Origin of the sequence: Streptomyces sp. AC512_CC834 (assembly GCF_019049325.1) — a bacterium.
Classification (GTDB): domain Bacteria; phylum Actinomycetota; class Actinomycetes; order Streptomycetales; family Streptomycetaceae; genus Streptomyces.
Genome location: NZ_JAGMUO010000097.1, coordinates 707,437 through 733,859, shown reverse-complemented (window position 1 = coordinate 733,859; position 26,423 = coordinate 707,437). Strand labels below are relative to the sequence as shown.

25 protein-coding genes and 2 pseudogenes are annotated in these 26,423 nt (G+C 72.9%); 16 read left to right on the top strand and 11 right to left on the bottom strand.

All coding sequences use genetic code 11. The features are described from left to right. Positions 1-83: 83 nt before the first annotated feature. From KUM40_RS30880 to KUM40_RS30870, 3 genes are all read right to left on the bottom strand, one after another. Positions 84-788, bottom strand: coding sequence for a phosphatase PAP2 family protein (locus KUM40_RS30880; protein ID WP_217169492.1), 705 nt, complete (start codon positions 786-788; stop codon positions 84-86). Between the two features lie 56 nt (positions 789-844). After that, positions 845-1,780, bottom strand: coding sequence for a M56 family metallopeptidase (locus KUM40_RS30875; RefSeq protein WP_217169491.1), 936 nt, complete (start codon positions 1,778-1,780; stop codon positions 845-847). Between the two features lie 135 nt (positions 1,781-1,915). Continuing rightward, positions 1,916-2,527 (bottom strand): DUF5134 domain-containing protein, encoded by a 612-nt coding sequence (locus KUM40_RS30870; RefSeq protein WP_217169490.1) that lies wholly within the window; start codon positions 2,525-2,527, stop codon positions 1,916-1,918. Between the two features lie 176 nt (positions 2,528-2,703). On the opposite strand from KUM40_RS30870, the gene KUM40_RS30865 reads away from it, so the two are divergent. Both KUM40_RS30865 and KUM40_RS30860 read left to right on the top strand, forming a co-directional pair. Then, a complete protein-coding gene (locus tag KUM40_RS30865; RefSeq protein WP_217169489.1) occupies positions 2,704-4,425 on the top strand; it encodes an FUSC family protein in 1,722 nt (573 codons plus the stop codon). Then, positions 4,422-5,093 (top strand): MarR family winged helix-turn-helix transcriptional regulator, encoded by a 672-nt coding sequence (locus KUM40_RS30860; RefSeq protein WP_217169488.1) that lies wholly within the window; start codon positions 4,422-4,424, stop codon positions 5,091-5,093. Before KUM40_RS30865 ends, KUM40_RS30860 begins: the two co-directional genes overlap by 4 nt. A 28-nt stretch (positions 5,094-5,121) precedes the next feature. Here KUM40_RS30860 and KUM40_RS30855 read toward each other — a convergent pair whose 3' ends face one another. Both KUM40_RS30855 and KUM40_RS30850 read right to left on the bottom strand, forming a co-directional pair. Beyond that, positions 5,122-5,886: a VOC family protein gene (locus tag KUM40_RS30855; protein ID WP_217169487.1), complete on the bottom strand. Its 765-nt coding sequence runs from the start codon at positions 5,884-5,886 to the stop codon at positions 5,122-5,124. Between the two features lie 113 nt (positions 5,887-5,999). Further along, positions 6,000-6,392: a VOC family protein gene (locus tag KUM40_RS30850; RefSeq protein ID WP_217169486.1), complete on the bottom strand. Its 393-nt coding sequence runs from the start codon at positions 6,390-6,392 to the stop codon at positions 6,000-6,002. A gap of 98 nt (positions 6,393-6,490) precedes the next feature. Here KUM40_RS30850 and KUM40_RS30845 point away from each other — a divergent pair. Continuing rightward, positions 6,491-7,032 (top strand): annotated as a pseudogene (locus tag KUM40_RS30845) (GNAT family N-acetyltransferase). 27 nt (positions 7,033-7,059) lie between these two features. On the opposite strand, the gene KUM40_RS30840 reads toward KUM40_RS30845, so the two are convergent. Next, on the bottom strand, positions 7,060-7,743 hold the full coding sequence (locus tag KUM40_RS30840; protein WP_217169485.1) for a glycerophosphodiester phosphodiesterase family protein: 684 nt from the start codon (positions 7,741-7,743) through the stop codon (positions 7,060-7,062). A gap of 228 nt (positions 7,744-7,971) precedes the next feature. On the opposite strand from KUM40_RS30840, the gene KUM40_RS30835 reads away from it, so the two are divergent. The 4 genes from KUM40_RS30835 (at position 7,972) to KUM40_RS30820 (ending at position 11,933) form a co-directional block, all read left to right on the top strand. Further along, positions 7,972-9,375: a DUF6421 family protein gene (locus KUM40_RS30835; protein ID WP_217169484.1), complete on the top strand. Its 1,404-nt coding sequence runs from the start codon at positions 7,972-7,974 to the stop codon at positions 9,373-9,375. Between the two features lie 110 nt (positions 9,376-9,485). Continuing rightward, positions 9,486-10,232, top strand: a complete 747-nt coding sequence (locus tag KUM40_RS30830; RefSeq protein ID WP_217169483.1) for an SDR family NAD(P)-dependent oxidoreductase — start codon at positions 9,486-9,488, stop codon at positions 10,230-10,232. Then, a complete protein-coding gene (locus tag KUM40_RS30825; RefSeq protein WP_217169482.1) occupies positions 10,229-11,299 on the top strand; it encodes a low specificity L-threonine aldolase in 1,071 nt (356 codons plus the stop codon). The genes KUM40_RS30830 and KUM40_RS30825 overlap by 4 nt, the downstream gene beginning before the upstream one ends. A 61-nt stretch (positions 11,300-11,360) precedes the next feature. Continuing rightward, positions 11,361-11,933 (top strand): transglutaminase domain-containing protein, encoded by a 573-nt coding sequence (locus KUM40_RS30820; RefSeq protein WP_217169481.1) that lies wholly within the window; start codon positions 11,361-11,363, stop codon positions 11,931-11,933. 13 nt (positions 11,934-11,946) lie between these two features. Here KUM40_RS30820 and KUM40_RS30815 read toward each other — a convergent pair whose 3' ends face one another. Continuing rightward, entirely contained in the window at positions 11,947-12,675 is a 729-nt protein-coding gene (locus KUM40_RS30815) for a 1-acyl-sn-glycerol-3-phosphate acyltransferase (protein ID WP_217169480.1), read from the bottom strand. Positions 12,676-12,968: 293 nt separating this feature from the next. Between KUM40_RS30815 and KUM40_RS30810 the strand changes: the two genes are divergently transcribed. The 5 genes from KUM40_RS30810 (at position 12,969) to KUM40_RS30790 (ending at position 17,497) form a co-directional block, all read left to right on the top strand. Next, positions 12,969-13,316: a thioredoxin family protein gene (locus tag KUM40_RS30810; protein WP_217169479.1), complete on the top strand. Its 348-nt coding sequence runs from the start codon at positions 12,969-12,971 to the stop codon at positions 13,314-13,316. A gap of 181 nt (positions 13,317-13,497) precedes the next feature. Continuing rightward, a complete protein-coding gene (locus tag KUM40_RS30805) occupies positions 13,498-14,007 on the top strand; it encodes a flavin reductase family protein (RefSeq protein ID WP_217169478.1) in 510 nt (169 codons plus the stop codon). A 219-nt stretch (positions 14,008-14,226) separates the two neighbouring features. Then, positions 14,227-15,015: an electron transfer flavoprotein subunit beta/FixA family protein gene (locus KUM40_RS30800; RefSeq protein ID WP_217169477.1), complete on the top strand. Its 789-nt coding sequence runs from the start codon at positions 14,227-14,229 to the stop codon at positions 15,013-15,015. A gap of 54 nt (positions 15,016-15,069) precedes the next feature. Further along, a complete protein-coding gene (locus KUM40_RS30795) occupies positions 15,070-16,032 on the top strand; it encodes an electron transfer flavoprotein subunit alpha/FixB family protein (protein WP_217169476.1) in 963 nt (320 codons plus the stop codon). A gap of 166 nt (positions 16,033-16,198) precedes the next feature. Next, on the top strand, positions 16,199-17,497 hold the full coding sequence (locus KUM40_RS30790; RefSeq protein ID WP_217169475.1) for an aldolase/citrate lyase family protein: 1,299 nt from the start codon (positions 16,199-16,201) through the stop codon (positions 17,495-17,497). Here KUM40_RS30790 and KUM40_RS30785 read toward each other — a convergent pair. Then, positions 17,478-18,338, bottom strand: coding sequence for a hypothetical protein (locus tag KUM40_RS30785; protein WP_217169474.1), 861 nt, complete (start codon positions 18,336-18,338; stop codon positions 17,478-17,480). The genes KUM40_RS30790 and KUM40_RS30785 overlap by 20 nt on opposite strands. Positions 18,339-18,431: 93 nt before the next feature. After that, a complete protein-coding gene (locus KUM40_RS30780; protein WP_217169473.1) occupies positions 18,432-19,508 on the bottom strand; it encodes a LacI family DNA-binding transcriptional regulator in 1,077 nt (358 codons plus the stop codon). A gap of 214 nt (positions 19,509-19,722) precedes the next feature. Between KUM40_RS30780 and KUM40_RS30775 the strand changes: the two genes are divergently transcribed. From KUM40_RS30775 to KUM40_RS30765, 3 genes are all read left to right on the top strand, one after another. Beyond that, positions 19,723-20,676, top strand: a complete 954-nt coding sequence (locus KUM40_RS30775) for an ROK family protein (protein ID WP_217169472.1) — start codon at positions 19,723-19,725, stop codon at positions 20,674-20,676. A gap of 685 nt (positions 20,677-21,361) precedes the next feature. After that, the gene (locus KUM40_RS30770; RefSeq protein WP_217169471.1) at positions 21,362-21,556 is read left to right on the top strand and encodes a hypothetical protein; all 195 of its coding nucleotides are present in this window, start codon (positions 21,362-21,364) and stop codon (positions 21,554-21,556) included. A gap of 138 nt (positions 21,557-21,694) precedes the next feature. Beyond that, the gene (locus tag KUM40_RS30765) at positions 21,695-22,738 is read left to right on the top strand and encodes an NUDIX hydrolase (RefSeq protein ID WP_217169470.1); all 1,044 of its coding nucleotides are present in this window, start codon (positions 21,695-21,697) and stop codon (positions 22,736-22,738) included. Between the two features lie 2 nt (positions 22,739-22,740). Here the strand turns inward: KUM40_RS30765 and KUM40_RS30760 are convergent. After that, positions 22,741-23,310, bottom strand: a pseudogene (locus tag KUM40_RS30760) (MBL fold metallo-hydrolase); the annotation flags it as partial. A 238-nt stretch (positions 23,311-23,548) separates the two neighbouring features. Further along, a complete protein-coding gene (locus KUM40_RS30755; RefSeq protein WP_217169468.1) occupies positions 23,549-24,904 on the bottom strand; it encodes a dipeptidase in 1,356 nt (451 codons plus the stop codon). Between the two features lie 156 nt (positions 24,905-25,060). Between KUM40_RS30755 and KUM40_RS30750 the strand changes: the two genes are divergently transcribed. Beyond that, complete coding sequence (locus tag KUM40_RS30750; protein ID WP_217169467.1) at positions 25,061-26,377, top strand: geranylgeranyl reductase family protein; 1,317 nt, start codon at positions 25,061-25,063, stop codon at positions 26,375-26,377. Positions 26,378-26,423 lie beyond the last annotated feature (46 nt).

Here is a 26,423-nt window from a genome sequence, read left to right as displayed (position 1 = left end):
TCGGGTCTCGGGTCCCGGGTCTCGGGGAAGCCGAACAGAACGGCGGCCGGGGGCGGATCCCGGGAGGCGATGTCGCGGTCCGGTCAGGATTCCGGCCGGGCGGAAGGCAGCCCTGCTCGTGGACGCCTGCGCCGGTGCACCAGTACGGCGAGCGCCACGACCAGGGCGCCCAGGAGCCAGCCGCCGAGGACGTCCGTGGCCCAGTGGACGCCGAGCCACACCCGTGTCACCCCGACGCCGGCCACGGAGACCACGGCCACGGCGACGCCGATACGGCGCGGATCGCGGCCGGCGCCGTAGTGGTGGAGCAGCCACACCAGCAGGCCGCACACGAACGTCGCGGTCATGGCGTGCCCGGAAGGGAAGGCCGCGTAGTGCGCGGAGTCCACGGGGTCTGGCCAGACCGGACGGGGGCGGTCCACCGCCGCTTTGAAGCCCTGCTGGAGGAGGCTGCCCAGCAGACAGGTCGCCCCCAGCCACACGGCCGTCCACCGGTCTTTGCGCCGCCACCACAGCCACAGCACGACCACCGCGCACAGCAGCCGCATCGTCCAGGTGTCCCACACCCAGTCGGTGAGGATCCGCATGACGTGGGTGACGCCGGGCTCGTCGACCGCCCAGCGGTGCGTCGTGCCGGCGATGTCGTCGTCCAGCCGGACCAACGGGCGCCACTCGACGGCCACCAGCGTGAGCACCAGCGCGGAGCACACGGCCAGTACCCAGGTGACGCGGAGGACACCGCGCGGCTGCGGCGGGGTGGGCGGGGAGTCGACCGACGGCGTCTGCATGCTGCGATACTCGCCGAACCGGAGGCTCCGGGGCCAATTCGGCGGCCGGCCCATGTCTAGCCCAACGCGCGCAGTCCCGGCGCGAAGGCCACCAGAACCGGAACCACCGGTACCAGCGCGGCCGCGGCCGTCAGCCGCAGCCTCCGGGCCGCCGTCAGCCGGTTCGGCGGGGTGAGCAACCGGTGGACCCGCTGCGGGACATGGGCCTGGGCGGTCGGGCACGGACCGAAGACGCCGCGGTCCTCGTTGAGTTCGACCAGGGCGAGGGCAGTCGTCAGCCGGCCGAAGCGGCGGGAGGCCACGTCGTCGGCGGCGAGTTCGACCAGGCGGTGCATCTCGTCGCGGAACGCGGCGAAGACCGGAACCTGCGGGAAACCGTCCGCCAGCGCGGCGGAGCAGTGCAGCAGCCAGTCGTGCCGCGCCCGCGCGTGCCCCTTCTCGTGGGCGACGACCGCGTCCAGTTGCCGGCCCTTGAGGCGCCGCAACGCGGCGGTGGTGACGACTAGCTGAGGGGGAGTGCCGGGCAGCCACCAGGCTTCGGGCCGCTCGCCCTCCAGCACGACGAGCGGGTCCGAGCCGGGCACCTCGCCGGGCAACACCGGAGCGCGCAGCAGCAGTTCGGCCCTGCGGCTCCGACGCCGGGACCGGGCCCGTACGACCTCCCGGGCCAGCATGGCGACGCTCCACAACCCGCCGCAGGCCAGCGTGACGGCGGTCATGTCCGCCCAGTGGCCGGACGTCCCGAGCGCGTAGGCCTCGACCACCGGACCGGGAGCGGTCGCGAAGACGGGCCCGCCCACCGCGTGCCAGGCCGCCGCCGCGCTGAACGTCATCGACAGCGCGCAGCACACGATCACCGCGGCCACCGCGCACTGCCACACCCACAGCGCGACCACCGGTTCGCGATCCGGCCAGTCGGCCCGGGCGAGCAGCCTGGGGGCGAGCACGGCGGTCAGCGCGCCGAGCAGCAGCAGTGCCGCGGGGAGAATCATGGGGGGCAGCCTATGAGCGCGGCGCCGCCGGCAGTACGGGCCGACGCGCAAAGTGACGCAGGCAACGATTGCGTCCCGCGCACGCCGGGCAGGCCGGACGGGGGACGCAGCCGCACGGGAGTCCGGCCGCCGGTGTCACAGGGGCAGCAGCATGGCCAGCATCCCGATCGCCATGGAGAGCCGGCAGACCCGCGCCAGCTCCGGTCGGTCGCCCCACCCGGCCGCGGGGCCGCCGCCGGCCGGGAGAGCGGGCGAGGGCACCGGACCGGCCCCGGCCCCGGTTACGGCGGCGACGGGTATCAGGCGTACACCGGTCAGCAGGACGTACCCCGTGAAGTAGAGCAGCAGGGCCCCGGTCAGCACCGGTGTGCCCGACGTGCCGTGCCCGTGCCCGTGCCCGTGCGCGTGGGCGGGGGAGCCGGCCATCACCACCGCCATGTAGACCATCGCCGCGGCTCCTACGAGGTGGTGCAGATGGTGGCGTCCGGACCTGGCCGCCCACAGCGCCCACAACGACCGCAGCCCGGCGGCCCCGAACACCACCGCGTAGGCGGGCCAAGCCCACGCGGGCGGGGTGAACACCGCCGCGGGAACCGCCATGGCGGCCATGCCGAACCCCATGAGCGCCTCGCCGCCCGCGGCACGACGCTGCTCCTCGACACCGCTGCGCATCCGCAGCAGGCAGTAGGCGCCGGTCGCCGCGCACAGGGCCACCAGCAGCCATCCAAGCGACGCCGGTCCGTGCACACGCACCTCCCCGTTCGGCGGTCCACGGTCTGTCAAGGACTGCCCGGGCCATGCGGCGCGCACGCGAGCGCAAGGGTGTACACGGGGGGTATTCGGGGGAGCGCGGCGGATCGTCGCTGGTCGGTGTGGTGTGCGAGGGTATCGTTTACAGGTAAAACACCTGTTAAGATAATTCCATGAGCAGTGCGACCCCCACCTCCGGCATCTCACCACGCCCTGGCCGACGCCTGTCCCTGGCAGGCGTGCTGCGTCTGCGCCGGCCCTCCGAGATCTGGTTCAAGCCCGCCCTGAGTTCGGTCGCCGCCGTCGCCCCTCCCAACCTGCTCCTGCTGGGGCTGGGCCGGCTCGACCTGGCGATGTACACGATGGCCGGGTCCCTGTGCGCGCTCTACGCCCACAACCGCCCCTACGCCGCCCGCGCCCGCACCCTGGCATGGGTGGTGCTCGGCATGCTCGGCGGAGTCGTCGTCGCCCTGGTCACCGCCTCGCTCACCCGCAACGCCGTCGTCCTGGTCACCGTCGGCGCCCTGATGGCCGCCGTGCAGAAGGCCCTGTGCGACGCCACCCGCGTCGGCCCGCCCGGCAATGTGGTGCTGACCTTCATCAGCTCCGCCGCCCTCTTCGTCCCGCAGACCCTCGGCCAGATCCCCGGCCACCTGGCGCTGGGCGCCGCCGCGGGCGTCTGGGCCTGGCTCGTCGGCATGGCGCCCGCCCTGGTCCGCCCGCACGGCCCGGAGCGCCGGGCCACCGCCCAGGCCCTGAACGCCGCCGCCGCGTACGCCGCCACCCGCGGCACCGGCGACCGCGGCACCGGAGACCGCCACGCCCCCGCCCACGACCCCGCCCGCGCCGCCGGGTACGCCGCCGTACAGGCCGCCTGGCAGACACTGCTGTCCCTCCCCGCGACGGGCGCCCGCGCCACCACCCGGCACGCCCTGGAGCGCCTCGTCGTCCGCGCCGAGGTCGCGCTGGCCGCCCCCGCCGACACCGATCCGGAGCCGCTGCGTGCCTGGGCCCACGCCCTGCGCGGCGCCGGCCGGATCCCCCGCACCGGCGACGCCCCGGGGGCCACCGACGAACTCCTCGGCGTGGACGCCGAACTCGCCGCCCGTCCCGCGCCCCTGTGGCAGCGGCTCGGCCCGCTGACCCCGATCGCCGCGCGCACCGCCCTCGGCTGCGCGCTGGCCGGGTACGCCTCCCTCGCCCTCGGCATCGGCCGCCCCTACTGGGCCCTGGTCACCGCCGCCGCGCTCTACCAGGCCAACATGACCCTGACCTGGAGCCGGGCCGTGCAGCGCGTGGTCGGCAACGTCGCCGGGGTGCTGCTCTTCGCCGCCATCGCCCCGCTCGCCCACCTCGGGCAGGCGCTCCTCGTCCTGTTCTGCCTCGCCCTCAACTTCGGTGCCGAGGCCCTCATCACCCGCAACTACTGGCTCGGCAGCGTCTGCGTGACGCCGATGGCACTGCTCGTCAGCGAGTTCGCCGGCTACCAGGAACCCGGAGAGCTGATCACCGAGCGGGTGGTGGACACCCTCGTCGGGGCCCTGGTCGGCTTCCTGGCCGCAGTCGCGGTCACCAACCGGCGGGCCGGCAGCCGCGTCGAACAGGCGGTGACCGCGGCCGACCTGGCCAGGGAGCGCGCCGCCCGCCTGCTGGCGGAGCGGGAACCCGCCCCGGGCGCCCTGGAGGCCGCCGGCCGGAGCCTCGCCGCCGCGCTGACCGACCTGCGGGCCACCGCCGACGGGGCGGCCGGCGAATGGTGGGGGCGCGCGCTGCCCCAGGAGAGGGTCGTGCTCGCCGAGCGGTCGGGACACCGTACGCTCGCCGAGGCGGTGCGACGCCAGGCAGCGCGTGCGGACCGGGACACGGGCACGAGAACGGAGGACGTACGGCCATGACCGCAACCGACGGGGGCTCGGCGACCGGGGGCGACGCGGGAGCCGGCGACAGCGAAGCCGACGACGGCAGGGAGGGACCCGGCAGAGGGCCGGGCGGGGAACCGGACAAAGGACCGGGCGAAGGACCGAGCAACGGACCGGGCGAAGGACCGGGCGAAGGACAGGGCGGGGACACCGTGGCCGCGGTCGTACGCCAGTGGCGGGCCGTCCACCCCGACCTCGACACCGGGCCGATGGAGATCATCGGCCGCATCAACCGCTGCGCCGCCCTCCTCCAGCAGGCCGAGGACGCCCCGCTGCGCCGCGCGGGCCTCAGTCGCGCCGAGTTCGACCTGCTCGGCGCGCTGCGCCGCACCGGGCACGAGCTGACCCCCGGCGAGCTGGCCCGCGAGACCTTCTCCTCCGGAGCGGCCGTCACCAAGCGCCTCAAGCAGCTCACCGAACGAGGTCTGGTCGAACGGCGCGGAGACACCCGCGACCGCCGGGTCGCCCACGTCCGCCTCACGGACACCGGACGCGACGTCGTCGACGGCATCCTTCCCGAACAGCTCGCCTACGAGTCCGCCGTCCTGTCCGGCGTGGACGGACCCCGGCAGGGCGAGCTGGCGACGCTCCTGGGAGGGCTGCTGGGCCAGCTCGAGGGCCGCCTGGACGCGCTGCGGGCCTGAGGGCGCCCTTCCCGCGTGCTGGGCGGGTTCAGCGCTCGTCGCCCGCCCGGTACACGCCGAACATCGCGCCCTGCGGATCCCGCAGGACCGCGATGCGCGGCCCGTCGGGCACGGAGGTGGGCTCCATGAGCACGGTGCCGCCGCCGTCGGTCGCGTCGCCCGCGGCGGTGTTCACGTCCGCCACCGCGAAGTACGGCAGCCAGTGGGCCGGCACCTCGTGCGGGAACTTGTCGTCCATCGCCACCATGCCGCCGAAGTCCGCCCCGTCGATCCCCCACTGCGGATAGCGCCGCGAGGCGCTGACGCTCCAGCCGAACACCGTCGTGTAGAAGTCGGCGGCCCGGTCGGGCTCCCGGGTCAGCAGCTCCACCCAGCCCAGCGAACCGGGAGCGTTGAACAGCCCGGCACCCGGGAACGAGCGCCCCTGCCACAGTTGGAACAGCGCCCCGGTGGGATCGACGGCCACCACGAACCGGCCCGAGTCGAAGACGTCCGTGGGACCCTGCGGGACCGTCCCGCCGGCCGCCGTCACCTGCCGTACGGCGGCGTCCGCGTCGCGCACGGCGAACGACACGTTCCACGCGACCGGCTGCCCCTGCTGGTACAGCGGCGTCAGGGCGGCGACCGCCGCGTCGCCGATCCGGGCGATCGTGTAGCCGCCCGCCTGCGGCCGCGGGTCCGTCTCCGGACGCCAGCCGAACAGCTTGGTGTAGAAGCGTTTGGCCGCTGCCAGGTCGGTGGTCCCCAGCTCCGTCCAGCAGGGCCCGCCGGTCACCGGTTCGTGGAGCTTCATCGTGCTTGGCGTCCTTCCGCCGGGGCCGAGGAGAGTCCGTCCCCCCTCCAGCACGCTAAGGCCGGGTCGGGGACGCGGCCATCCGGCACGTACCGAGGTGCTGCCCCGATGGCTCAGATCCCGGGCCGGTGGCGCAGCGGATGCTCCGCGGGCACCTCCACCAGCACGATCCGGGTGCCGTCGGGGTCCGCGATCCACATCTCCACCAGCCCCCACGGCTCCTTGACCGGCGGCCGCACGATCTCGACGCCCTTGGCACGCAGCTCGTCGTGGGCCGCCGCCGCGTCCTCGACCTGGAGCCACAGCGCGAGCGCGGGGGAGGGGGGAGCCTCGGAGCGCCCGGAGACCTCCAGGAAACCGCCGCCGAGGAAGTAGACGGTGCCCCGCTCGGGGCCGGTGCCGAACTCCCGGTGGACGGCGAGGCCGAGCCGCTCGCCGTAGAAGGCCCGGGAGCGGTCGGGGTCGGTGGGGCGGAGCAGGGTCCGGCTGCTGAGTACATGCACCATGCGTCCCGACACTACTTGCGTCCCGACACCACGGGCGGCGTTACGCTCATCGGTGCCCGCGCCGCGCCGCGCCCGAGAACGAACCGGAGACGCCCCACATGGACACCGCCGCCACCCGACCGACCTACCGTGACGCCACCGACGCCGACGTGGACGCGATCGTGGCGCTCATAGAGTCCGCCTACCGGGGCGACTCCAGCCGGGCCGGGTGGACCACCGAGGGGCGGACATCCTCCAGGGACAGCGCACCGACCCGCAGGGCGTCCTGGACGTCGTCAAGTCGCCGGACAGCCGGCTGCTGACGGTGGAGCGGGAGGGCCGGATCGTGGCCTGCTGCCAGCTCGAGCACCGCGGCGCGCACGCCTACTTCGGGATGTTCGCCGTCAGCCCCGCGCTCCAGGGCGAGGGCCTCGGCGGGAAGATCATCGCGGAGGCGGAACGGCAGGCCCGCGAGACATGGGGGGTGACGGAGATGCACATGACCGTGATCTCGGTCCGCGAGGACCTCATCGCCTGGTACGAGCGCCGCGGCTACCGCCGTACGGGAAGGATGACCCCCTTCCCGTACGGCGACGAGCGCTTCGGCATTCCGCAGCGGGACGACCTGCAGTTCGAGCTGCTGGTCAAGCCGCTGGTCTGAGGGCCTGGGGCTCAGGCGGCCCGAGGCTCAGGCGGTGAAGCGGCCGGTGCGTTTGATCTCCGGGTAGTCGGTCGTCGCGCCGTCGAGGCCAAGGGCGCGCACCAGCCGCAGATGATCCTGCGTGTTCACGGTCCAGCAGAAGACCCGCAGACCGGCCTTGCGGGCCCGCCGCACGATCTCCAGCGTGACCCTGTTGATGTCGAGACAGAGGGTGCCGGCGCCCGCCGCCACGGCCCGGTCCACGACCTCGGGGCCGTAGTACTGCGCGACCAGGGCGGTCCGCACCCCCGGCACCAGCCGGGCGATCTCGACGATGGCCTCGTCGTGGAACGAGATCACCTCCACCCGGTCCACCAGGTCCCGGCGGAGCATGACCTCGGCGAGGCCGCGTGCGGCCGCCGCGTCCTTGATCTCGGCCTGCAACGGCACCGAGACGGCGTCCAGCACCTCCTCGAAGACCGGGATCCGCTCCCCGCGGCCGGCGTCCAGGGCGCGCAGTTCCTCGAGGGTCTTGTCGGCGATGGCGCCGGTGCCGTCGGTGGTGCGGTCCACGGCGGCGTCGTGCATGACGACCAGCGCGCCGTCCTTGCTCAGATGCAGGTCCAGTTCGACGACGTCGAGACCGGCCTGCTCGGCGGCGACGAAGGAGCGCAGCGTGTTCTCGGGTTCGACACCCATGGCTCCGCGGTGACCGATGGTGAGGAAGTTCAAGGCTCGACTCGCTTCCGTCGACGTCGGCGTAGGTAGGGCGGCAGCCTAACGGCCCTGCGGGACCGTTTCCCCCCGGCCGCGCCCGGTATACGGGCTCGGGCATGCCGCAGGAAAAAATGCGGTGAAGACTAGGGTCGGGCAGGATAATTTACGGGGGCTCCCCTTGCTGGGAGAAACCTCGTATGCATACGGTGTCCTGACGTGAGCTTCTCCCGTGGAGGATGGGACATGACGGAAATTCTTGTGCAGGTGGGTGCGGAGGAGAACATTCCTTCGGCGATCAGGGTGGTTGAGCACCCGGCGTGGCCCGTGCTCAAGGATGCGGTGGAGCGAATCCGTCCATGGCAGTCCAAGGACGGGTCGATCGACTTCGACGCCGAGGGCGCCCCCGGGCGCGCCGCCGCCGAGGACGCCGTGCGCCGGGTCGCCGAGGCCGTGCGCGAGCTGTCCCCGCTCCTCGAGCACGACCGCGCCTACCACGAGGCCCTGGTGACCGACCTCGGCCGCTGGGCCGACGGCGGTTTCCAGGTACCCGATTTCCTCGACTCGCTGCTGGCCTTCCAGCCCGCCGCGAACCGCGCGGACGGCCTCCAGCACCTGGTCGTCTTCCCGATGTACACGCAGAACGGCAACCCGGACCGCAACATCGAGGCGGTCGTGCTGCGCATGGTCTGGCCCGACTGGCTGGCCGAACTGGAGCGCACCCGCTACGACAACCCGCTGTTCTGCGGCATCACCTTCGAGGACTTCACGGCCGGCTACGACACCAACTCGGCCGTGCTCTTCCCGGAGACCATCGCCGTGCGCGAGGCGCCCGAACGCTTCTCCTGGGGCGGCATCTTCTGCGACCGCGAGGCCGCCCGCTTCCGCCGCGTCACCGAGGCCGCGGTCGGCATCCTGGGCGTGGAGCTGCCCGAGGACGTCGCCGCGATGGTGCACGACCAGAAGCGCTGCCAGGAGGCCTTCGTCCTGTGGGACATGGTCCACGACCGCACCCACAGCCACGGCGACCTGCCCTTCGACCCGTTCATGATCAAGCAGCGCCAGCCGTTCTGGATGTACGGCCTGGAGGAGCTGCGCTGCGACCTCACCGCCTTCAGGGAGGCCGTGAAGCTGGAGGCCGACGGCGTCCCGCAGGCCCGCGACGTGCAGTACGCGGTGCTCTTCGACCGCATGTTCCGCTTCCCGGTCACCGGTGAGCGCACGCGCAACTACGACGGCCTCGGCGGCCAGCTCCTCTTCGCCTACCTGCACAAGCACGACGTCGTCCGCTGGACCGACAACAAGCTCTTCATCGACTGGCAGCGCGCCCCGCAGGTCACCAACCAGCTCTGCGCCGAGATCGAGACGCTCTACCGCGACGGCATCGACCGTCCCAAGCTCGTCCACTGGTTCGCCGGCTACGAGCTGGTCGCCACCTACCTCGCCCCGCACCCGGGCTCGAAGTGGGCCAAGGGTCCCGACGCCCTGGACCTGTCCCTGCCGCCGCGCAAACTCGTCGACGACGTGCTTCCGGACGAGTTTCCGCTGAGCATGTTCTACGAGGCACTGTCCAAGAAGCTGCGGAAGGTGATTGCCTCGACCCGGGGCATCACGGCCACGGCGGACGGTGCCGAGCGGGCCGCCGCGTGAGCGACGGCGCCACGCGGGAACACGTTCGGCAGGCAGAGACTCAGGCTCGGGCACGGGCAGAGTCTCAGGCACAGACAGCGGCACGGGCACAGGCACAGGAGGCGAGGACCATGGGGAACGGGGCGCTCGACGGCGCGGTGATCGCGGTGGCCGGTGCGGGCGGGCCCGCCGGACGGGCCGCGCTGCTGCGGCTCGCCGAGGCGGGTGCGACGGTCGTCGGTTCGGACAACGATCCGGAGCGGCTGGCGGAGGCGGTGGACGCGGCGCGGTACGCGCACGGCGGCGCCACCGTCACCGGCGAGACCGTCGACCTGCTCGACCTGGACTCCACCCGGGCCTGGGCCGACCGCACCGAGAAGGAGTTCGGCCGGGTCGACGGCGTGGTCCACCTCGTCGGCGGCTGGCGCGGCAGCCAGACCTTCACCAAGACCGACCTCGGCGACTGGGACCTCCTCGAGAAGCTGCTCATCCGCACGGTGCAGCACACCTCCCTCGCCTTCCACGAGACGCTCGAGCGCAGCGACCGCGGCCGCTACGTCCTGATCAGCGCCGCCGGCGCGAGCCGGCCCACCGCGGGCAACGCCGCCTACTCGGCGGCCAAGGCCGCCGCCGAGGCGTGGACGCTGGCCATGGCGGACTACTTCCGCAAGGCGGGGGGCGAGCAGGGCCCGACGTCGGCGGCTGCGATCCTGGTGGTCAAGGCGTTGGTGCACGACGCGATGCGCGCCGAGCGTCCCAACGCGAAGTTCGCGGGCTTCACGGACGTGCGTGACCTCGCCGAGGCCGTCGCCGGAGTCTGGGACAAGCCCGCCGCGGAAGTGAACGGAAACCGTCTGTGGCTGACCGAGAAGCCGTGAACCCTCCGAAGACCGACGCGCGTCGCCATCACGACCCCGAGGTCCGCGGTTTCGCCAGTGACAACTACGCCGGGGCCCACCCGGAGGTCCTCGCCGCCCTGGCGCTGGCCAACGGCGGGCACCAGGTCGCGTACGGCGAGGACGACTACACCCAGAACCTCCAGCGTGTGATCCGCAGCCACTTCGGCTCCGGCGCCGAGGCCTTCCCGGTCTTCAACGGCACCGGCGCCAACGTCGTCGCGCTCCAGGCGGTCACCGACCGCTGGGGCGCGGTGGTCTGCGCCGAGAGCGCGCACATCCACGTCGACGAGGGCGGCGCCCCCGAGCGCATGGGCGGCCTCAAGCTGCTCACCGTCCCCACCCCGGACGGCAAGCTCACGCCCGACCTGATCGACCGGCAGGCGTACGGCTGGGACGACGAGCACCGCGCGATGCCGCAGGTCGTCTCGATCACCCAGAGCACCGAGCTGGGCACCCTCTACACGCCCGACGAGATCCGTGCCATCTGCGAGCACGCCCACGCGCACGGCATGCGGGTGCATCTGGACGGCTCCCGGATAGCCAACGCCGCCGCCTCCCTGGACGTGCCCATGCGCACGTTCACCAACGCCGTCGGCGTCGACCTCCTCTCGCTCGGCGGCACGAAGAACGGCGCCCTGTTCGGCGAGGCGGTCGTGGTGTTGAACCAGGACGCGGTGCGCCACATGAAGCACCTGCGCAAGCTGTCCATGCAGCTCGCCTCCAAGATGCGCTTCGTGTCCGTGCAACTGGAGGCGCTGCTCGCCAAGGACCTGTGGCTGCGCAACGCCCGGCACGGCAACGAGATGGCCCAGCGCCTGGCCGAGGGCGTGCGCGCGGTGCACGGCGTGGAGATCCTCTACCCGGTGCAGGCCAACGCGGTCTTCGCGCGCCTGCCGCACGACGTGAGCGAGCGCCTGCAGAAGCGGTTCCGCTTCTACTTCTGGGACGAGGCCGCCGGGGACGTGCGCTGGATGTGCGCCTTCGACACGACCGAGCAGGACGTCGACGCGTTCGTCGCCGCCCTCAAGGAGGAGATGAATGCATAGGTATGCGGTCACCTGAAAAGTCATTGACTGGCGGGTGATCGCTTTCCTATGCTCTGCGGGCATGGAGCTGATCCAGAAGAACCCCGACCTGTCCGCCTACCTGGCCGCCGACGAGGTCATCGACCACGACCATCCACGCATCCGGGAGGCGGCGGGGCGGCTCGCCAAAGAGGCGGACGACTCGTATGACTATGCGCGGCTGGCCTTCGAGTTCGTACGCGACACCATCCCGCACTCACAGGACTCCGGGGATCCGCGCGTCACCTGGCGGGCCTCCGACGTCCTGGAGCGGCGCACCGGCATCTGCTACGCCAAGGCCCACGCGCTGGCCGCGCTGCTGCGGGCCGAGGACATCCCCACCGCGCTGTGCTACCAGCGGTTCGACGTGGTGCACGGGCTGATCGCCGTACGCCTCGACGGCGCCTGGCACCGGCAGGATCCGCGCGGCAACAAGCCCGGCGTGAACGCGCGGTTCTCCCTGGGCAGGGAACAACTGGCCTTCACACCGGACCGCGCGGCGGGCGAGGCGGACTACCCGGAGCTCTATGCCGCACCGCATCCGGCAGTGCTGGACACCCTGAAGGCGGCCACCGACCGGCCGCACCTGTGGGAGACCCTTCCCACTGCGCTCTGACCGGCCGCCCGGCTCAGTGCGCCTGGGCCGTGCGCACCTGCTCGGGCGTGGGGGCGGTGCCGCCGAGATGGGCCGGCATCCACCACGTGTCGTCGGCTCCCTTGGGGCGGACCGGGTAGGCGCGCTGCGCGGCCTCGAGCAGCTCCTGCACGCGCTCGCGCAGCCGCCGGGTGATGGCGCCCGCGTACTGCTCGCGCGGGGCCTCCATCGCCTCGCCGACCCGGATGGTGACGGGGGTGTGGCTGCGCTTGAAGTTGTGCGGGTGGCCCTTGGTCCACAGGCGCTGGGTGCCCCACAGTGCCATCGGGACCAGCGGGACGCCCGCCTCCTGCGCGAGCCGCGCGGCGCCCGACTTGAAGCTCTTCAGTGTGAACGACTCGGAGATCGTCGCCTCCGGGAAGACCCCGACGATTTCGCCGGACTTCAGCGAGTCGAGGGCGTGCGCGTACGCCGCCTCGCCCTGCTTGCGGTCCACCGGGATGTGCTTCATCCCGCGCATCAGCGGACCGGAGATCCGGTGCCGGAAGACCGACTCCTTCGCCATGAAGCGCACCAGCCGCTTCTGCGGCAGCGCCGCCAGGCCGTCGAAGACGAAGTCCAGGTAGCTGATGTGGTTGCTCACCAGTACGGCGCCGCCCGTGCGCGGGACGTTCTCCGACCCACGGCAGTCGATCTTGAGGTCCCACGCCTTGAACAGAGTGCGGGCGAGACCGATGACCGGACGGTAGACGAGTTCTGCCATGGGCGGGCGGACCCTTCCTTGTCAGCCTGGGAAGGGGACTCCCAGTCGAAAGTTACGCAGCCGTAGGTTTACGGCTTGTCGCAGATCGTGCCCCAAGAACGGCCGGTGTACCAGCCTTGGTGCCCGTGTGCGGCGAGATCCTCATCACTCGCCGGACTGTTTGGTGGCCGAAACACGACGGTGGGCGGGAATCTCCGCCGTCCCGCGAGCGCTGCACCTGTGGACGACCGACCAGTGGCGCGCGGCGTGCGCGCGTCCAGGAGTGCCGCGGTGGCGGCGGAACGGGGGCGTTGGTGCGCGGGCACGGCGACGGCAGGCGGTCCGGGGCTCCCGGCCCACGGCTCGACGCGGCGGACCTGGGCGCGGAGCTCGGCGACCGCGCGACGCTCGTACAGTTTTCCAGCGCCTTCTGCGCGCCCTGCCGCGCCACCCGGCGCGTGCTCGGCGAGGTGGCGGGCCTGGTCCCCGGCGTCGCCCACGTCGAGATCGACGCCGAGGCCCGCCTGGAACTCGTCCGCGCCCTCGACGTGCTCAAGACACCGACCGTGCTGGTCCTCGACGCCGGTGGCCGCGTCGTACGGCGCGCCGCGGGGCAGCCGCGCAAGGCGGACGTGATCGCCGCGCTGGGCGAGGCGGTGTGATTACCGCCACGTCGGTGCTGAGGCCTTCTCCACAGCCTCCACGCCAGCTTCCACACCAGCTTCCAGGCCAGCCTCCACTTCCGGGACGTATTTGACTGTGTGTGCCACCCGTCGTCAGCCTGCCCCCATTCCCCGATCCCCGCTGCCGGGACCGAGGCGCAACGCAGAAGGACAACCCCGTATGACGGCCACACCCGGTCTCGCCGCGCAGCGGACCGCCACCGACGACCTGCTGCGGTCGGTCTTCCGGCGGCACGCGGTGGGCGTCGCCGTGATCACCGCACGAGGTGCCGCCGGCCCGGTCGGCTTCACGGCCACGTCCCTCACCTCGGTCTCCGCCGAGCCTCCGCTCCTGTCCTTCGGCATCGGTACCGGCTCCTCCAGTTGGCCCGCGGTGTCCGCGGCCGAGCATGTCGGCGTCCACCTGCTCGGCGAGCACCAGGAAGAGCTGGCGGCCACCTTCGCCCGCAGCGGCGCCGACCGCTTCGCGGCGCCCACCGCCTGGCGCGAGGGCCCCGAGGGGGTGCCCGTACTGGACGGCGTCCTCGCCTGGCTCGTCTGCCGCGTCGCCGGCCGCGTGCCCGCGGGGGACCACCGGATCGTGCTGGCGGAGGTGCTCCTCGGCGACCCCGCAGGGGCCGGCCGGCCCCTGCTGTACCACCAGGGGCGTTACCGGGGTCTGCGCGACTGACCGGTCAGCGGGACGGCTGCTGCGAAGGTGGCGGGTTCCGGTTACGCTGCGTTGCGAAGGTCACAGTTCAAAGCGCTTGCTTAGCGGGCAGGAACTGGATGTACTGACGAGTAATATTCCGGCGGAGCGCAGGTCGCCCCGACCGGGATCGGCCGCTTGGGGCGCCTATGCTGCCTGCAAGAGGCAGCACTGAAATGTCGACGCAGTAGGAGAGCCGGCGTGAGCTTGAGGATCGTTGTCACTGTGAAGTACGTGCCCGACGCCACTGGCGACCGGCACTTCGCCGATGACCTGACCGTCGACCGGGACGACGTGGACGGTCTGCTCTCCGAGCTGGACGAGTACGCGGTCGAGCAGGCGCTGCAGATTTCCGAGAATTCCGATGACGACGTGGAGATCACCGTTTTGACGGTGGGTCCGGAGGACGCGAAGGACGCGCTGCGCAAGGCGCTGTCCATGGGCGCGGACAAGGCGATCCACGTCGAGGACGACGACCTGCACGGCACCGACGCCGTCGGCACCTCCCTCGTCCTGGCCAAGGCCGTCGAGAAGGCCGGCTACGACCTGGTCGTCTCCGGCATGGCCTCCACCGACGGCACCATGGGCGTCGTACCGGCACTGCTCGCGGAGCGCCTGGGCGTGCCGCAGGTGACGCTGCTGTCCGAGGTCTCGGTCGAGGGCGGCACGGTCAAGGGCCGCCGCGACGGAGACTCCGCCACTGAGCAGCTCGAGGCGTCGCTGCCGGCCGTCGTGTCGGTCACCGACCAGTCGGGCGAGGCGCGTTACCCCTCGTTCAAGGGCATCATGGCGGCCAAGAAGAAGCCGGTGGAGTCCTGGGACCTGTCCGACCTCGAGATCGACGAGGACGAGGTCGGTCTGGAGAACGCCTACACGGTCGTCGAGTCGGCAGCCGAGCGTCCGGCGCGCTCCGCGGGCACGATCGTCAAGGACGAGGGCGAGGGCGGCAAGCAGCTCGCCGCCTTCCTCGCGGGCCAGAAGTTCATCTGAGCCCCGCCCCGCCGACCGTCCCTCATCTTTCGCAAGCAGGAGAGAAGAAGTCCCATGGCTGAAGTTCTCGTCTACGTCGACCACGTGGACGGTGCCGTCCGCAAGCCGACCCTGGAGCTGCTGACCCTGGCCCGCCGCGTCGGCGAGCCCGTCGCCGTCGCCCTCGGCAACGGCGCCGGTGACACCGCCGCCACGCTCGCCGAGCACGGCGCGGTGAAGGTCCTCGCCCACGAGGCCGCCGAGTACGCCGACTACCTGGTCGTACCGAAGGTCGACGCCCTCCAGGCCGCCCACGAGGCCGTCTCCCCGGCCGCCGTGCTGGTCCCCTCCTCCGCCGAGGGCAAGGAGATCGCCGCCCGCCTGGCGCTGCGCCTGGGCTCCGGTGTCATCACCGACGCCATCGACCTGGAGACCGGCGACCAGGGCCCGGTGGCCACCCAGTCGGTCTTCGCCGCCGCGTTCACCACCAAGTCCCGCGTCTCCAAGGGCACCCCGGTCATCACGGTCAAGCCGAACTCGGCCGCCGTCGAGGCCGCCCCGGCCGCCGGTGCCGTCGAGGCCCTCTCGGTCTCCTTCTCCGCCGCCGCGACCGGCACCAAGGTCACCTCGCGCACCCCGCGCGAGTCGACCGGCCGCCCCGAGCTGACCGAGGCCGCGATCGTCGTCTCCGGCGGCCGCGGCGTCAACGGCGCGGAGAACTTCGGACTCATCGAGGCCCTCGCCGACTCGCTCGGCGCGGCCGTGGGTGCCTCGCGTGCCGCGGTGGACGCGGGCTGGTACCCGCACACCAACCAGGTCGGCCAGACCGGCAAGTCCGTCTCGCCGCAGCTCTACATCGCCTCCGGCATCTCCGGCGCGATCCAGCACCGGGCCGGCATGCAGACCTCGAAGACGATCGTGGCGATCAACAAGGACGCCGAGGCCCCGATCTTCGACCTCGTCGACTACGGCGTCGTCGGCGACCTCTTCGACGTCGTCCCGCAGCTCACCGAGGAAGTGAACACCCGCAAGGGCTGAACCTCCCGGCCGAAACGTCACGCCGAAGCCCTCGCGACCGTCCGTGGTCGCGGGGGCCTCGGCGTGTGCGCAGGATGGGTGTTGACCGGCGAGAGACCGACAGATAACTTCGCTCTACGGATAAGTGATTCCGTTGAGCGGAAAAGTGAAACCAGGAGGGTGTCGGATGGGTCAGCAGGAGAAGGTGGCAACGAGCCTCGCGTGCGCCGTCGGCGAGGAGATCAGTGCCTCCCTCGCACCGGTCGACGCGGAGCTGGAGCGCCGCTACCCCGGAGACCCGGGCACCCGCCAGCCCGTCCACACCGTCTACGTCCCCGGTGACGTCTTCGCCGCCGACACCGTCCGCTCCTGGGGCGACCAGGCGCTCGCCGCCCTCGACGAACACGCCCCCGACGCCGCGTCCCTCGCCGCCGTCCTCGGCCTCACCGACGACCTCGCCGAGCCCGTGTACACCCGCGTACGCGCCAAACTGGAGCGCGAGCCGATCGAAGACCTCCGCGTCGACTTCGAGGACGGCTACGGCAACCGCACGGACGCCGAGGAGGACGAGGCCGCCGCCCGCGCCGCCCGGCTGATCGCCGAGGCGTACGCGCGGGGCACGGCCGCCCCGTACATGGGCATCCGCATGAAGTGCATGGAGGCTCCGGTGCGCGCCCGGGGCATCCGCACCCTCGACGTCTTCCTCAGCGGCCTCATGGAGGCCGGCGACCTGCCCGACGGACTGGTCCTCACCCTGCCGAAGGTGACCTACCCCGAGCAGGTCACCGCCATGGTGCGGCTCCTGGAGGCCTTCGAGAAGGTGCGCGGCCTCACGCCCGGCCGGATCGGCTTCGAGATCCAGATCGAGACCAGCCAGTCCATCCTGGCCGCCGACGGCACCGCCGCCGTCGCCCGCATGATCCAGGCCGCCGAGGGCCGCGCCACCGGCCTGCACTACGGCACCTTCGACTACAGCGCCTGCCTCGGCGTCTCCGCCGCGTACCAGGCCAGTGACCACCCGGCCGCGGACCACGCCAAGGCGGTCATGCAGGTCGCCGCCGCCGGCACCGGCGTACGCGTCTCGGACGGCTCCACCAACGTCCTGCCGGTCGGCCCCACCGCCAAGGTCCACGACGCCTGGCGCCTGCACTTCGGCCTCACCCGCCGGGCCCTCGCCCGCGCCTACTACCAGGGCTGGGACATGCACCCCGCCCACATCCCGACCCGGTACGCGGCCGTCTTCGCCTTCTACCGCGAGGGCCTCGAGCAGGCCGCCACCCGCCTCGCCCGCTACGCGAACCGCACCGGCGGCGACGTCATGGACGAGCCCGCCACCGCCAAGGCCCTCAGCGGCTATCTGCTGCGCGGCCTGGACTGCGGCGCCCTCGACATCGGCGAGGTCGCCCGGCTGACCGGCCTGACCCGCGCCGACCTGGAGGGCTTCTCCTCCCCGCGGCGCGGCGACCTCACGGCATCGGCGCAGTAGACGGGGGCCGGGTCCCGGAGAAGGGATCGTCCGGTCCGGAGCCCACGTACCGCTCCAGACCGGACGCCGTCACCCGCCCCTCCTCGGCGAACAGCCGCGTCCCCCGCTCGCACAGCCGCCGGTCGGCCCGCGCCCGCGCGCAGAACTCCTCGGGCGTCACCCCGAACAGCCCCCGCAGCCGGGCCGACCCGTGCAGCAGCTCGGTGATCAGGGGCCGCTGCTCTCCCGGGTGCCGACGCGGCGCGCCGTTGCCGTCGTGCAGGACGCCGTGACGGTTGACGTAGGCGTACGCGCCACGCAGCACCGTGCCGTCCCCCGGCTCGACGCGTACGTCGGGCGCGGGCAGCCAGGCGCGGTCGAAGTTGCCGCCCGCCATCGGTACGCCCTCGCTGGCGTCGATCACCGCGAGCTGCTCGGCGTCGAGCCACAGGACGAACAGCTCCCGCACGACGCCGGCGGCGCCCACCGGTGAGGCGGACACGTAGCCCATCCGGCTCACGTGGGCGGAGACGCCGATGTCCAGGCCGGTGACCCGCGACCTGACCATCGGGATCGGCGAGCCGATGCCGAACTCGGCCATCTTGTGCCGGAGCTGGCCCGGACTCGCGTTGGAGCCGATCGCGAGCACGGGAACCCGGTCGCCCCCGTCCCCGTGCACCGCCCGGTCCAGCGGCAGCAACCGGTCCCCGTCCAGCAGTCCGGACTCCGTGGGCCACGCGCCCGGGTACAGGAGCGGCTCCTCACGCGGCACCCCGGCCAGCCCGAGCGCCCCCAGGGTCCGGTCCTCGCCGGACGGCCGCCCGGGCCCCCGGCCCGGGCCCCCGCTGAGTCGTTGCGACACGGTGTGATTCCTCCCGGCGGTGGCGTGTGGGCGCGACGGTGTGTCCTGTGCTCGCGCCGGACACCGCCCGTACGGTCGTCCGCCGCGGTCCGCTCAGTGCGACGGCGGCAGCTCGCCCGAGCCCCGGGTGACCAGCCTGGTCGGCAGTTCGATGCGGTCGGGGGCCAGGAGGGTGCCGTCCAACTGCCGGAAGAGCCGCTCGGCGGCGGTGCGCCCGAGGGCGGCCGCGTCCTGCGCGACCACGGTGACGCCCGGCCGGAGCAGGTCGGCCAGCTCGATGTCGTCGAAGCCGACGAGTGCGACGCCTCTGGTGTGCTCGGCCAGCACACGGATCACGGTGACCGTCACCCGGTTGTTGCCGGTGAAGATCGCGGTGACCGGATGCGGGTCGGCGAGCATCTCCTCGGCCGCCCGGCGCACCCGCTCCGGGTCGGTGACGCCCAGGGACATCCAGGAGTCCTTCACCGGTATGCCGGCGTCCTCCATGGCGGCCCGGTAGCCGCGCAGCCGCTCGGCGGCGGTGTGGATGCGGGGCATGTCGCCGATGAAGCCGATCCTGCGGTGCCCGTGCGCGATGAGGTGGGCCACGCCGTCGCGGGCGCCGCCGAAGTTGTCCGACACCACCACGTCCGCGTCGATGCGCCCCGCCGGACGGTCCACGAACACCGTGGCGACGCCCGCCTTCAGCTCGGGCTCCAGATACCGGTGGTCGTCCCCGGCGGGGATCACCACAAGACCGTCCACCCGCCGCGCGCACAGTGCAAGGACCAGCTCCTGCTCGCGATCCGGGTCCTCCGCGCTCGATCCGTTGATCAGCAGGGCGCCGTGGGCGCGGGCCACCTCCTCCACGGCGCGGCTGAGCGGCCCGTAGAACGGGTCGGCCAGATCCTCCAGGACCAGACCGATGCTCGCGGTGCGGCCCTTGCGGAGCACCCGCGCGCTGTCGTTGCGGCGAAAGCCCAGGGCGTCGATGGCCTCCTGGACGCGGCGCTCCGTCTCCGGGGTGACGCCCGGCTCCCCGTTGACCACCCGGGAGACGGTCTTGAGGCCGACCCCGGCGCGGGCGGCGACGTCCTTCATGGTCGGGCGATTGCCGTACCGGTTCCCGGGGAGGCGGTCTGCGCGGCGGGTCGTGTCGGGCACGATGCGGTGTCCTGTCCTGTCGTCCACGGGATTGCGTCGGCTCCTGCTGTCCGGGGGGATGTGTCGGTCATGAGGTTGTATGAGGATGTGGCGTCGAGCATAGAGCCTGGACAACGTTGTCAGATGCGGGAGACACTGTCCATCGCACTCTCCGGTCCTCGTCCCCACCGTGGGACCGGTCCGCTGCGCGCCTTGTGTTCGTCATTTTTCGCTTTCGGTCCGACGGGGAGATCCGACTCTGATGCACACCGACCTCGTGGCAGCGCTGGACATCGGCGGCACCAAGATCGCCGGCGCACTGGTGGACGGCCACGGCCGCATCCAGGCGCGCGCACAGCGTGCGACACCCGCCCAGGAGGACGGTGACACCGTGATGGGGGCCGTCGAAGCCGTGCTCGCGGAACTGACCGCGTCGCCGCTGTGGGGGCGGGCCACGGCCGTCGGCATCGGCAGCGCCGGCCCGGTGGACGCCTCCGCCGGCACGGTCAGCCCGGTGAACGTACCCGGCTGGCGCGACTACCCCCTGGTCCGGCGGGTCCGGGCCGCCGCCGGTGACCTGCCGGTGGAGCTGATCGGCGACGGGGTGGCCATCACGGCGGCCGAACACTGGCAGGGTGCGGCCCGTGGGCACGACAACGCGCTGTGCATGGTGGTGTCGACGGGCGTCGGCGGCGGTCTGGTCCTGAACGGCCGGCTGCACCCCGGCCCGACCGGCAACGCCGGCCACATCGGCCACATCAGCGTGGATCTGGACGGCGATCCGTGCCCGTGCGGTGCGCGCGGCTGCGTGGAGCGCATAGCGAGCGGCCCCAACATCGCCCGCCGCGCCCTCGACGCGGGCTGGCGGCCGGGACCGGACGGCGACGCCTCCGCCGCCGCGGTCGCCTCCTCCGCCCGCCTGGGCGACCCCGTCGCCGTCGCCTCCTTCGAACGGGCCGCGCAGGCCCTGGCCGCCGGTATCGCCGCCACCGCGACCCTCGTCGAGATCGACATCGCCGTGGTCGGCGGGGGCGTGGGCAAGGCGGGCGACGTCCTCTTCGCCCCCCTGCGCAAGGCCCTCACCGACTACGCGACCCTCTCCTTCGTCCAGCGCCTGGCGGTCGTCCCCGCCCAGATGGGGACGGACGCCGGACTGGTCGGGGCGGCCGCGGCGGCGCTCTCGAGAACACCGGACGCCACCGCCGCGCACGTCTGAGCCGGACCGGCGCGGCACGGATCCGGCCGATGGGCCTCGGGCCCGCGGCCGAGGCCGGCGGGTGAGCCTGGAGCGGGTCGGCCGGTGCTGGTCGGTGAGGCTGGGGTCCGCGGTTGGGGTCGGTCGGTGAGTCTTGGGCCGGTTGGCCGGGACTGGTCGGTGAGTTCGGGGCCGGTTGGCCGGTGTCGGGCGGTGAGGCTCGCGTCGGTTGGTCGGTGAGCTTGGGCCGGGCGGCTGGTGTCGGGCGGTGAGTGTCGGGTCCGCGCAGACGTGGGTCCGCGAGTATTGGGTCCGCGGCCGGGACTGGTCGGTGAGCTCGGGGCCGGTCGGCCGGTGCCGGGCGGTGAGGCTTGGGCCGGTTGGCCGGGGTGGGCGGTGAGTCTCGGGTCGGTTGGGTGGGGGCGGTTGGTGAGTCGGGGGTTTGCGGCCGGGACTGGTCGGTGAGGTTTGGGGCGGTCGGCCGGTGTCGGGCGGTGAGTGTCGGGTCCGCGGCCCGGGCTGGTCGGTGAGCCCCGGGCCCGGTCTGCTGGGGGAGGCGCGGGTCGGTGAGCCCCGGGCTCGATCTGCTGGGGAGAGGGGAGGGTCGGGTCGGTGAGGCGCTGTCCCCGGGGCGGGAGCCGGGTCGGTTCGACGGCTTGCGCGGTCTCACCCGTGACCCCCGCGCGGCGGCGTAGTTGAACGGGGCATGAAGAAGCGCAGCATGCTCGCCCTCGCGTCCCTCGCCACCGGCTTCGTCGTCGCGGCCGTCAGCCCGTCCCACGCCGCCCCGAGCGACCTCCCGCTCAACCTCGGGGTGGACGACACCGTCAGCACCCTGGAGGACACCGTCGCCACCGAGAGCCTGACCCTCGACGACGACGCCCTGGGCGGGCTGGGCTGACGCCCCCACCCGGACCATGCGGCGCCGGTGTCCCTCCCCTGGGCACCGGCGCCGCTGTCGTACGTCCTCAACTGCGCCTGGTTTCCGTGGCAGGGTGAAGCGGGCAAGCCACAGGGGGCCAACAGAAGAGGGGGACCTGTGACCGTCGTCTGGATCAACGGCGCGTTCGGTGCGGGGAAGACCACCACCGCACGGGAACTGATCGAACTGATCCCGAACAGCACACTCTTCGACCCCGAGATCATCGGCGGGGCACTCGCACACCTGCTGCCGCCCAAACGCCTGGCCGAGGTGGGCGACTTCCAGGACCTGCCGATCTGGCGGCGCCTGGTGATCGACACGGCGGCCGCGCTGCTCGCCGACCTCGGCGGGACCCTCGTGGTCCCGATGACGCTGCTGCGCCAGGAGTACCGGGACGAGATCTTCGGTGGTCTCGCCGCCCGCCGGATCGCGGTCCGGCACGTCCTGCTGGCTCCGGCTGAAACGATCCTGCGGGAGCGAATAGCGAACCGCGAGACACCGGCGGACCTGCCGGACGGCGAGCTGCGGGTACGGCAGTGGTCGTACGACCACATCGAGCCCTACCGGTCCGCCCTCGCCTCCTGGCTCACCGCGGACGCCCATCCGGTCGACACCGGCGCCCTCACGCCGTACGAGGCCGCCGCCCGGGTCGCGGAGGCCGTCGGCACCGGCGCCGTGCCGGCCTGCGGGATCGTGCAGACGCCGGAGCCCACCGGCGAGACCGTCGCCGCCGGCGTCCTGCTCTTCGACGAACAGGACCGGGTACTGCTCGTCGACCCCACCTACAAACCCGGCTGGGAGTTCCCCGGCGGCGTCGTCGAACCCGGCGAGGCACCGGCCCGCGCCGGTGTGCGCGAGGTCGTCGAGGAGACCGGCCTGCGCCTCGAGGACGTACCCGCCCTGCTGGTCGTCGACTGGGAACCGCCCGCACCACCCGCCTACGGCGGCCTGCGCATGCTCTTCGACGGCGGCCGGCTCGACTCCGCGGCCGCCGGACGCATCAAGCTGCCCGGCTCCGAACTGCGCGACTGGCGCTTCGTCACCGAGGACGAGGCCGCCGGCCTGCTGCCCCCGGTCCGCTACGCACGGCTGCGCTGGGCCCTGCGGGCACGCGAACGCGGCGCCGCCCTCTACCTGGAGGCGGGCACACCGGTCGGTTGACGTCAGACGTCCGCCCCGTAGGACCGCGCCGCCTCCCGCAGCGCCGCCCCGGCCCGGACGGTCACCGGATCCCCGTGACCGAAACAGACCAGCTCCGAGTCGAGGGCCGCCACACGCCCGAAGGAGGAGACGGCCCGGTCCCGGTCGGTGTTGAGCACGCCGAGCAGCACACTGCCGTCGAACGGGGACGCAGCGACGGCGTCCCCCGTGAACAGCACGCCGTGCCGCGGCAGGTGCAGCCCGACGCTTCCGTCCGTGTGACCCGGCGCGTGCACGACCCGGGCCCCGCCGCCGAAGTCCAGCACGTCCCCGTCGGACACCTCGGTCACCCGCGCCGGCCGGTCGAAGCCGCCCCGCGGAAGCAGCCGCAGGGCGCTCTCGTGCAGCGGACGCTCCCCGTCCTCGTACATGGGCGGCGGGCCCGGCACCTCGCCGCGCACGACGGGCGCCTCCAGGCCGTGCGCCACCACCTCGGCCCCGGTGAGCGCGGCCACCTCCTGCGCCCCGCCCACGTGGTCCTCGTGGAAGTGGGTGAGCACGATCCGCCGTACCCGTCCCAAGGACTCGGCCGCCGCCCCTGCGTACCGGAGCCGCGAAGCGGCGTAGTACGCTGCGTACCTGCTTCGGCAGCGGTCAGGGCTTGGCCGTCTGCCGACTCCTTGGAGTCGGTGGAGAAGCTCCCTCGTTCACGAGGGAGAGGAGTCACGGGACGACCGTAGGCAGAGAGGGCAGGGCCCCGCCGGGTGGCGAGGCCCCTCTGCCGACGGCAGAACACGAGCCGCAGCGGGCCCGACCGCGAGCCGCCCCGGCTCAGCTCGCCGCGTAGTTGCGCAGGAAGTGCGCCTCGGCCACCGACAGCCGCTCCAGCTCCTCGGGGGACACGCTCTCGTTCACGGCGTGGATCTGGGCCTCCGGCTCGCTCAGGCCGATCAGCAGGATCTCCGCCTGCGGATACAGTGACGCCAGGGTGTTGCACAGCGGGATGGAGCCGCCCTGGCCCGCGTACTGCATCTCCTCGCCGGGGTACGCCACCGCCATCGCGTCCGCCATCGCCTGGTACGCCGGGCTGGTGGTGTCGGCGCGGAACGCCTGGCCCTGGCCGAGCTGTTCGACGCCGACCCGGGCGCCCCACGGCGTACGCGCCTCCAGGTGGGCCTGGAGCAGCTTGGTCGCCTCGGCCGCGTCCACGCCCGGCGGCACCCTCAGGCTCACCAGCGCGCGGGCGCCCGCCTGCACCGACGGGGTGGCGCCGACGACCGGCGGGCAGTCGATGCCGAGCACCGTGACGGACGGCCGCGCCCAGATGCGGTCGGCGACCGAACCGGAACCGATCAGCTCCACGCCGTCGAGCACCCGGGCGTCCCGGCGGAACTGCTCCTCGTCGTACGCCAGGCCCTCCCAGCGGTCGTCCGCCGCCAGACCGTCGACGGTCGTCGAGCCGTCCTCGGCGCGCAGCGAGTCCAGTACGCGGATCAGGGCGCCCAGCGCGTCGGGCGCCGCGCCGCCGAACTGACCGGAGTGCAGGTTGCCTTCGAGTGTGTCGACCTTCACGCGCAGCAGCGTCATGCCGCGCAGCGTCGAGGTGACCGTCGGCAGACCGACCCGGAAGTTGCCCGCGTCGCCGATGACGATCGTGTCAGCGGCCAGCAGTTCGGGGTGCTGCTCGGCGTACCGCTCGAGGCCGCCGGTGCCCTGCTCCTCCGAACCCTCGGCGATCACCTTGACGTGCACCGGCACGCCGCCGTTCGCCGTCAGCGCGCGCAGCGCGAGCAGGTGCATGATCACGCCGCCCTTGCAGTCCGCCGCGCCGCGCCCGTACCAGCGGCCGTCGCGCTCGGTCAGCTCGAACGGCGGAGTGGCCCAGCCCGCCTCGTCCAGCGGCGGCTGCACGTCGTAGTGGGCGTAGAGCAGCACGGTCTTCGCGCCCTCGGGTCCGGGCAGATACCCGTACACCGACTGGGTGCCGTCCGGGGTGTCGAGCAGGGCCACGTCCTGGAATCCCTCGGCGCGCAGGGCCGCCGCTGTCCAGTTGGCGGCCCCCACGCTCTCGCTGCGCGGGAACTGGTCGAAGTCCGCCACCGACCGGAAGGCCACCAGCGCGGCGAGTTCCTCCTTCGCCCGGGGCATGAGTGAGGCGACGGTCTCGGCGACCGGATTCGACGACATGGGCACGCTCCTTGTGGGTGCGACGTTGTACCAAGGAGTACTTGGAGGAGTACTTGGAATGATGGGCCGATCCTCCCACAGTGGCCTGCGGCGATGCCCGCCGTAGGATGCGGGGGTCAGGTGCGGCATGCGGTTTGATCGGAGCAGTAGACCATCGTGAGCAGCGAGAACTCTTCGGCGGACGACGCCCGTCAGGTCTGGGACGTGGTCGTGGTGGGCGCGGGACCCGCGGGGGCCTCGGCCGCCTACGCGGCGGCGGTCGCGGGACGGCGCGTGCTGTTGCTGGAGAAGGCGGACCTGCCCCGCTACAAAACATGCGGCGGCGGCATCATCGGTCCCTCGCGCGACACCCTCCCACCCGGCTTCGAGCTGCCCCTCCGGGACCGTGTGCACGCGGTGACCTTCTCGAACAACGGGCGCTTCACCCGGACCCGGCGCTCCCGGCAGATGCTGTTCGGGCTGATCAACCGGCCCGAGTTCGACCAGCAGCTCGTCGAGCACGCGCAGAAGGCGGGCGCCGACCTGCGCACCGGGGCGACGGTGACACGGGTGGAGCAGCACGGTTCGGCGGTGCCGGACCGGCGCACGGTCGCCGTCGTCCTCCAGGGCGGCGAGACGGTGCTGGCGCGGGCCGTCGTCGGCGCGGACGGCAGCGCCAGCCGGATAGGCGCCCACGTCGGGGTGAAGCTCGACCAGGTCGACCTCGGCCTGGAGGCGGAGATTCCGGTCCCGGACACGGTCGCCGCCGACTGGAAGGGGCGGGTGCTCATCGACTGGGGCCCGATGCCCGGCAGTTACGGCTGGGTCTTCCCCAAGGGCGACACGCTGACGGTCGGTGTGATCTCGGCGCGCGGTGAGGGCGCGGCGACCAAGCGGTACCTGGAGGACTTCGTCGCGCGGCTCGGGCTCGCCGGTTTCGAGCCGAGCATCTCCTCCGGCCATCTGACGCGCTGCCGCGCCGACGACTCGCCGCTGTCGCGCGGCCGGGTCCTGGTCTGCGGCGACGCGGCGGGGCTCCTGGAACCGTGGACCCGCGAGGGCATCTCCTTCGCGCTGCGGTCCGGCCGGCTCGCGGGGGAGTGGGCGGTGCGGATCTCCGAGGCGCACGACGCCGTGGACGCGCGCAAGCAGGCCCTGAACTACGCGTTCGCGATCAAGGCCGGGCTGGGCGTGGAGATGAGCGTCGGCAAGCGCATGATGGCCGTGTTCGAGCGCCGGCCCGGGCTCTTCCACGCAGCCCTGACCGGCTTCCGCCCGGCCTGGAAGGCGTTCAAGGAGATCACCCAGGGCTCGACCTCGCTGGGCGAGCTGGTCCGCGGCCATCCGCTGGCGCAGCGGGCACTGGCGGCGATGGACCGCCGGCCCACCGGCGGCGAGGACACGGCGGCCGGCCCGCCGGCCACTCCGGGCGCGGCGGCCCCCACGGGTGTTCCGGGCACCGGGGGCGGTGCGGGCGCCGAGGACGGTTCCTGACCTCGGGCGCGCCCGGTCGCGGCCGGGCGGACGCGGGTATAACGCG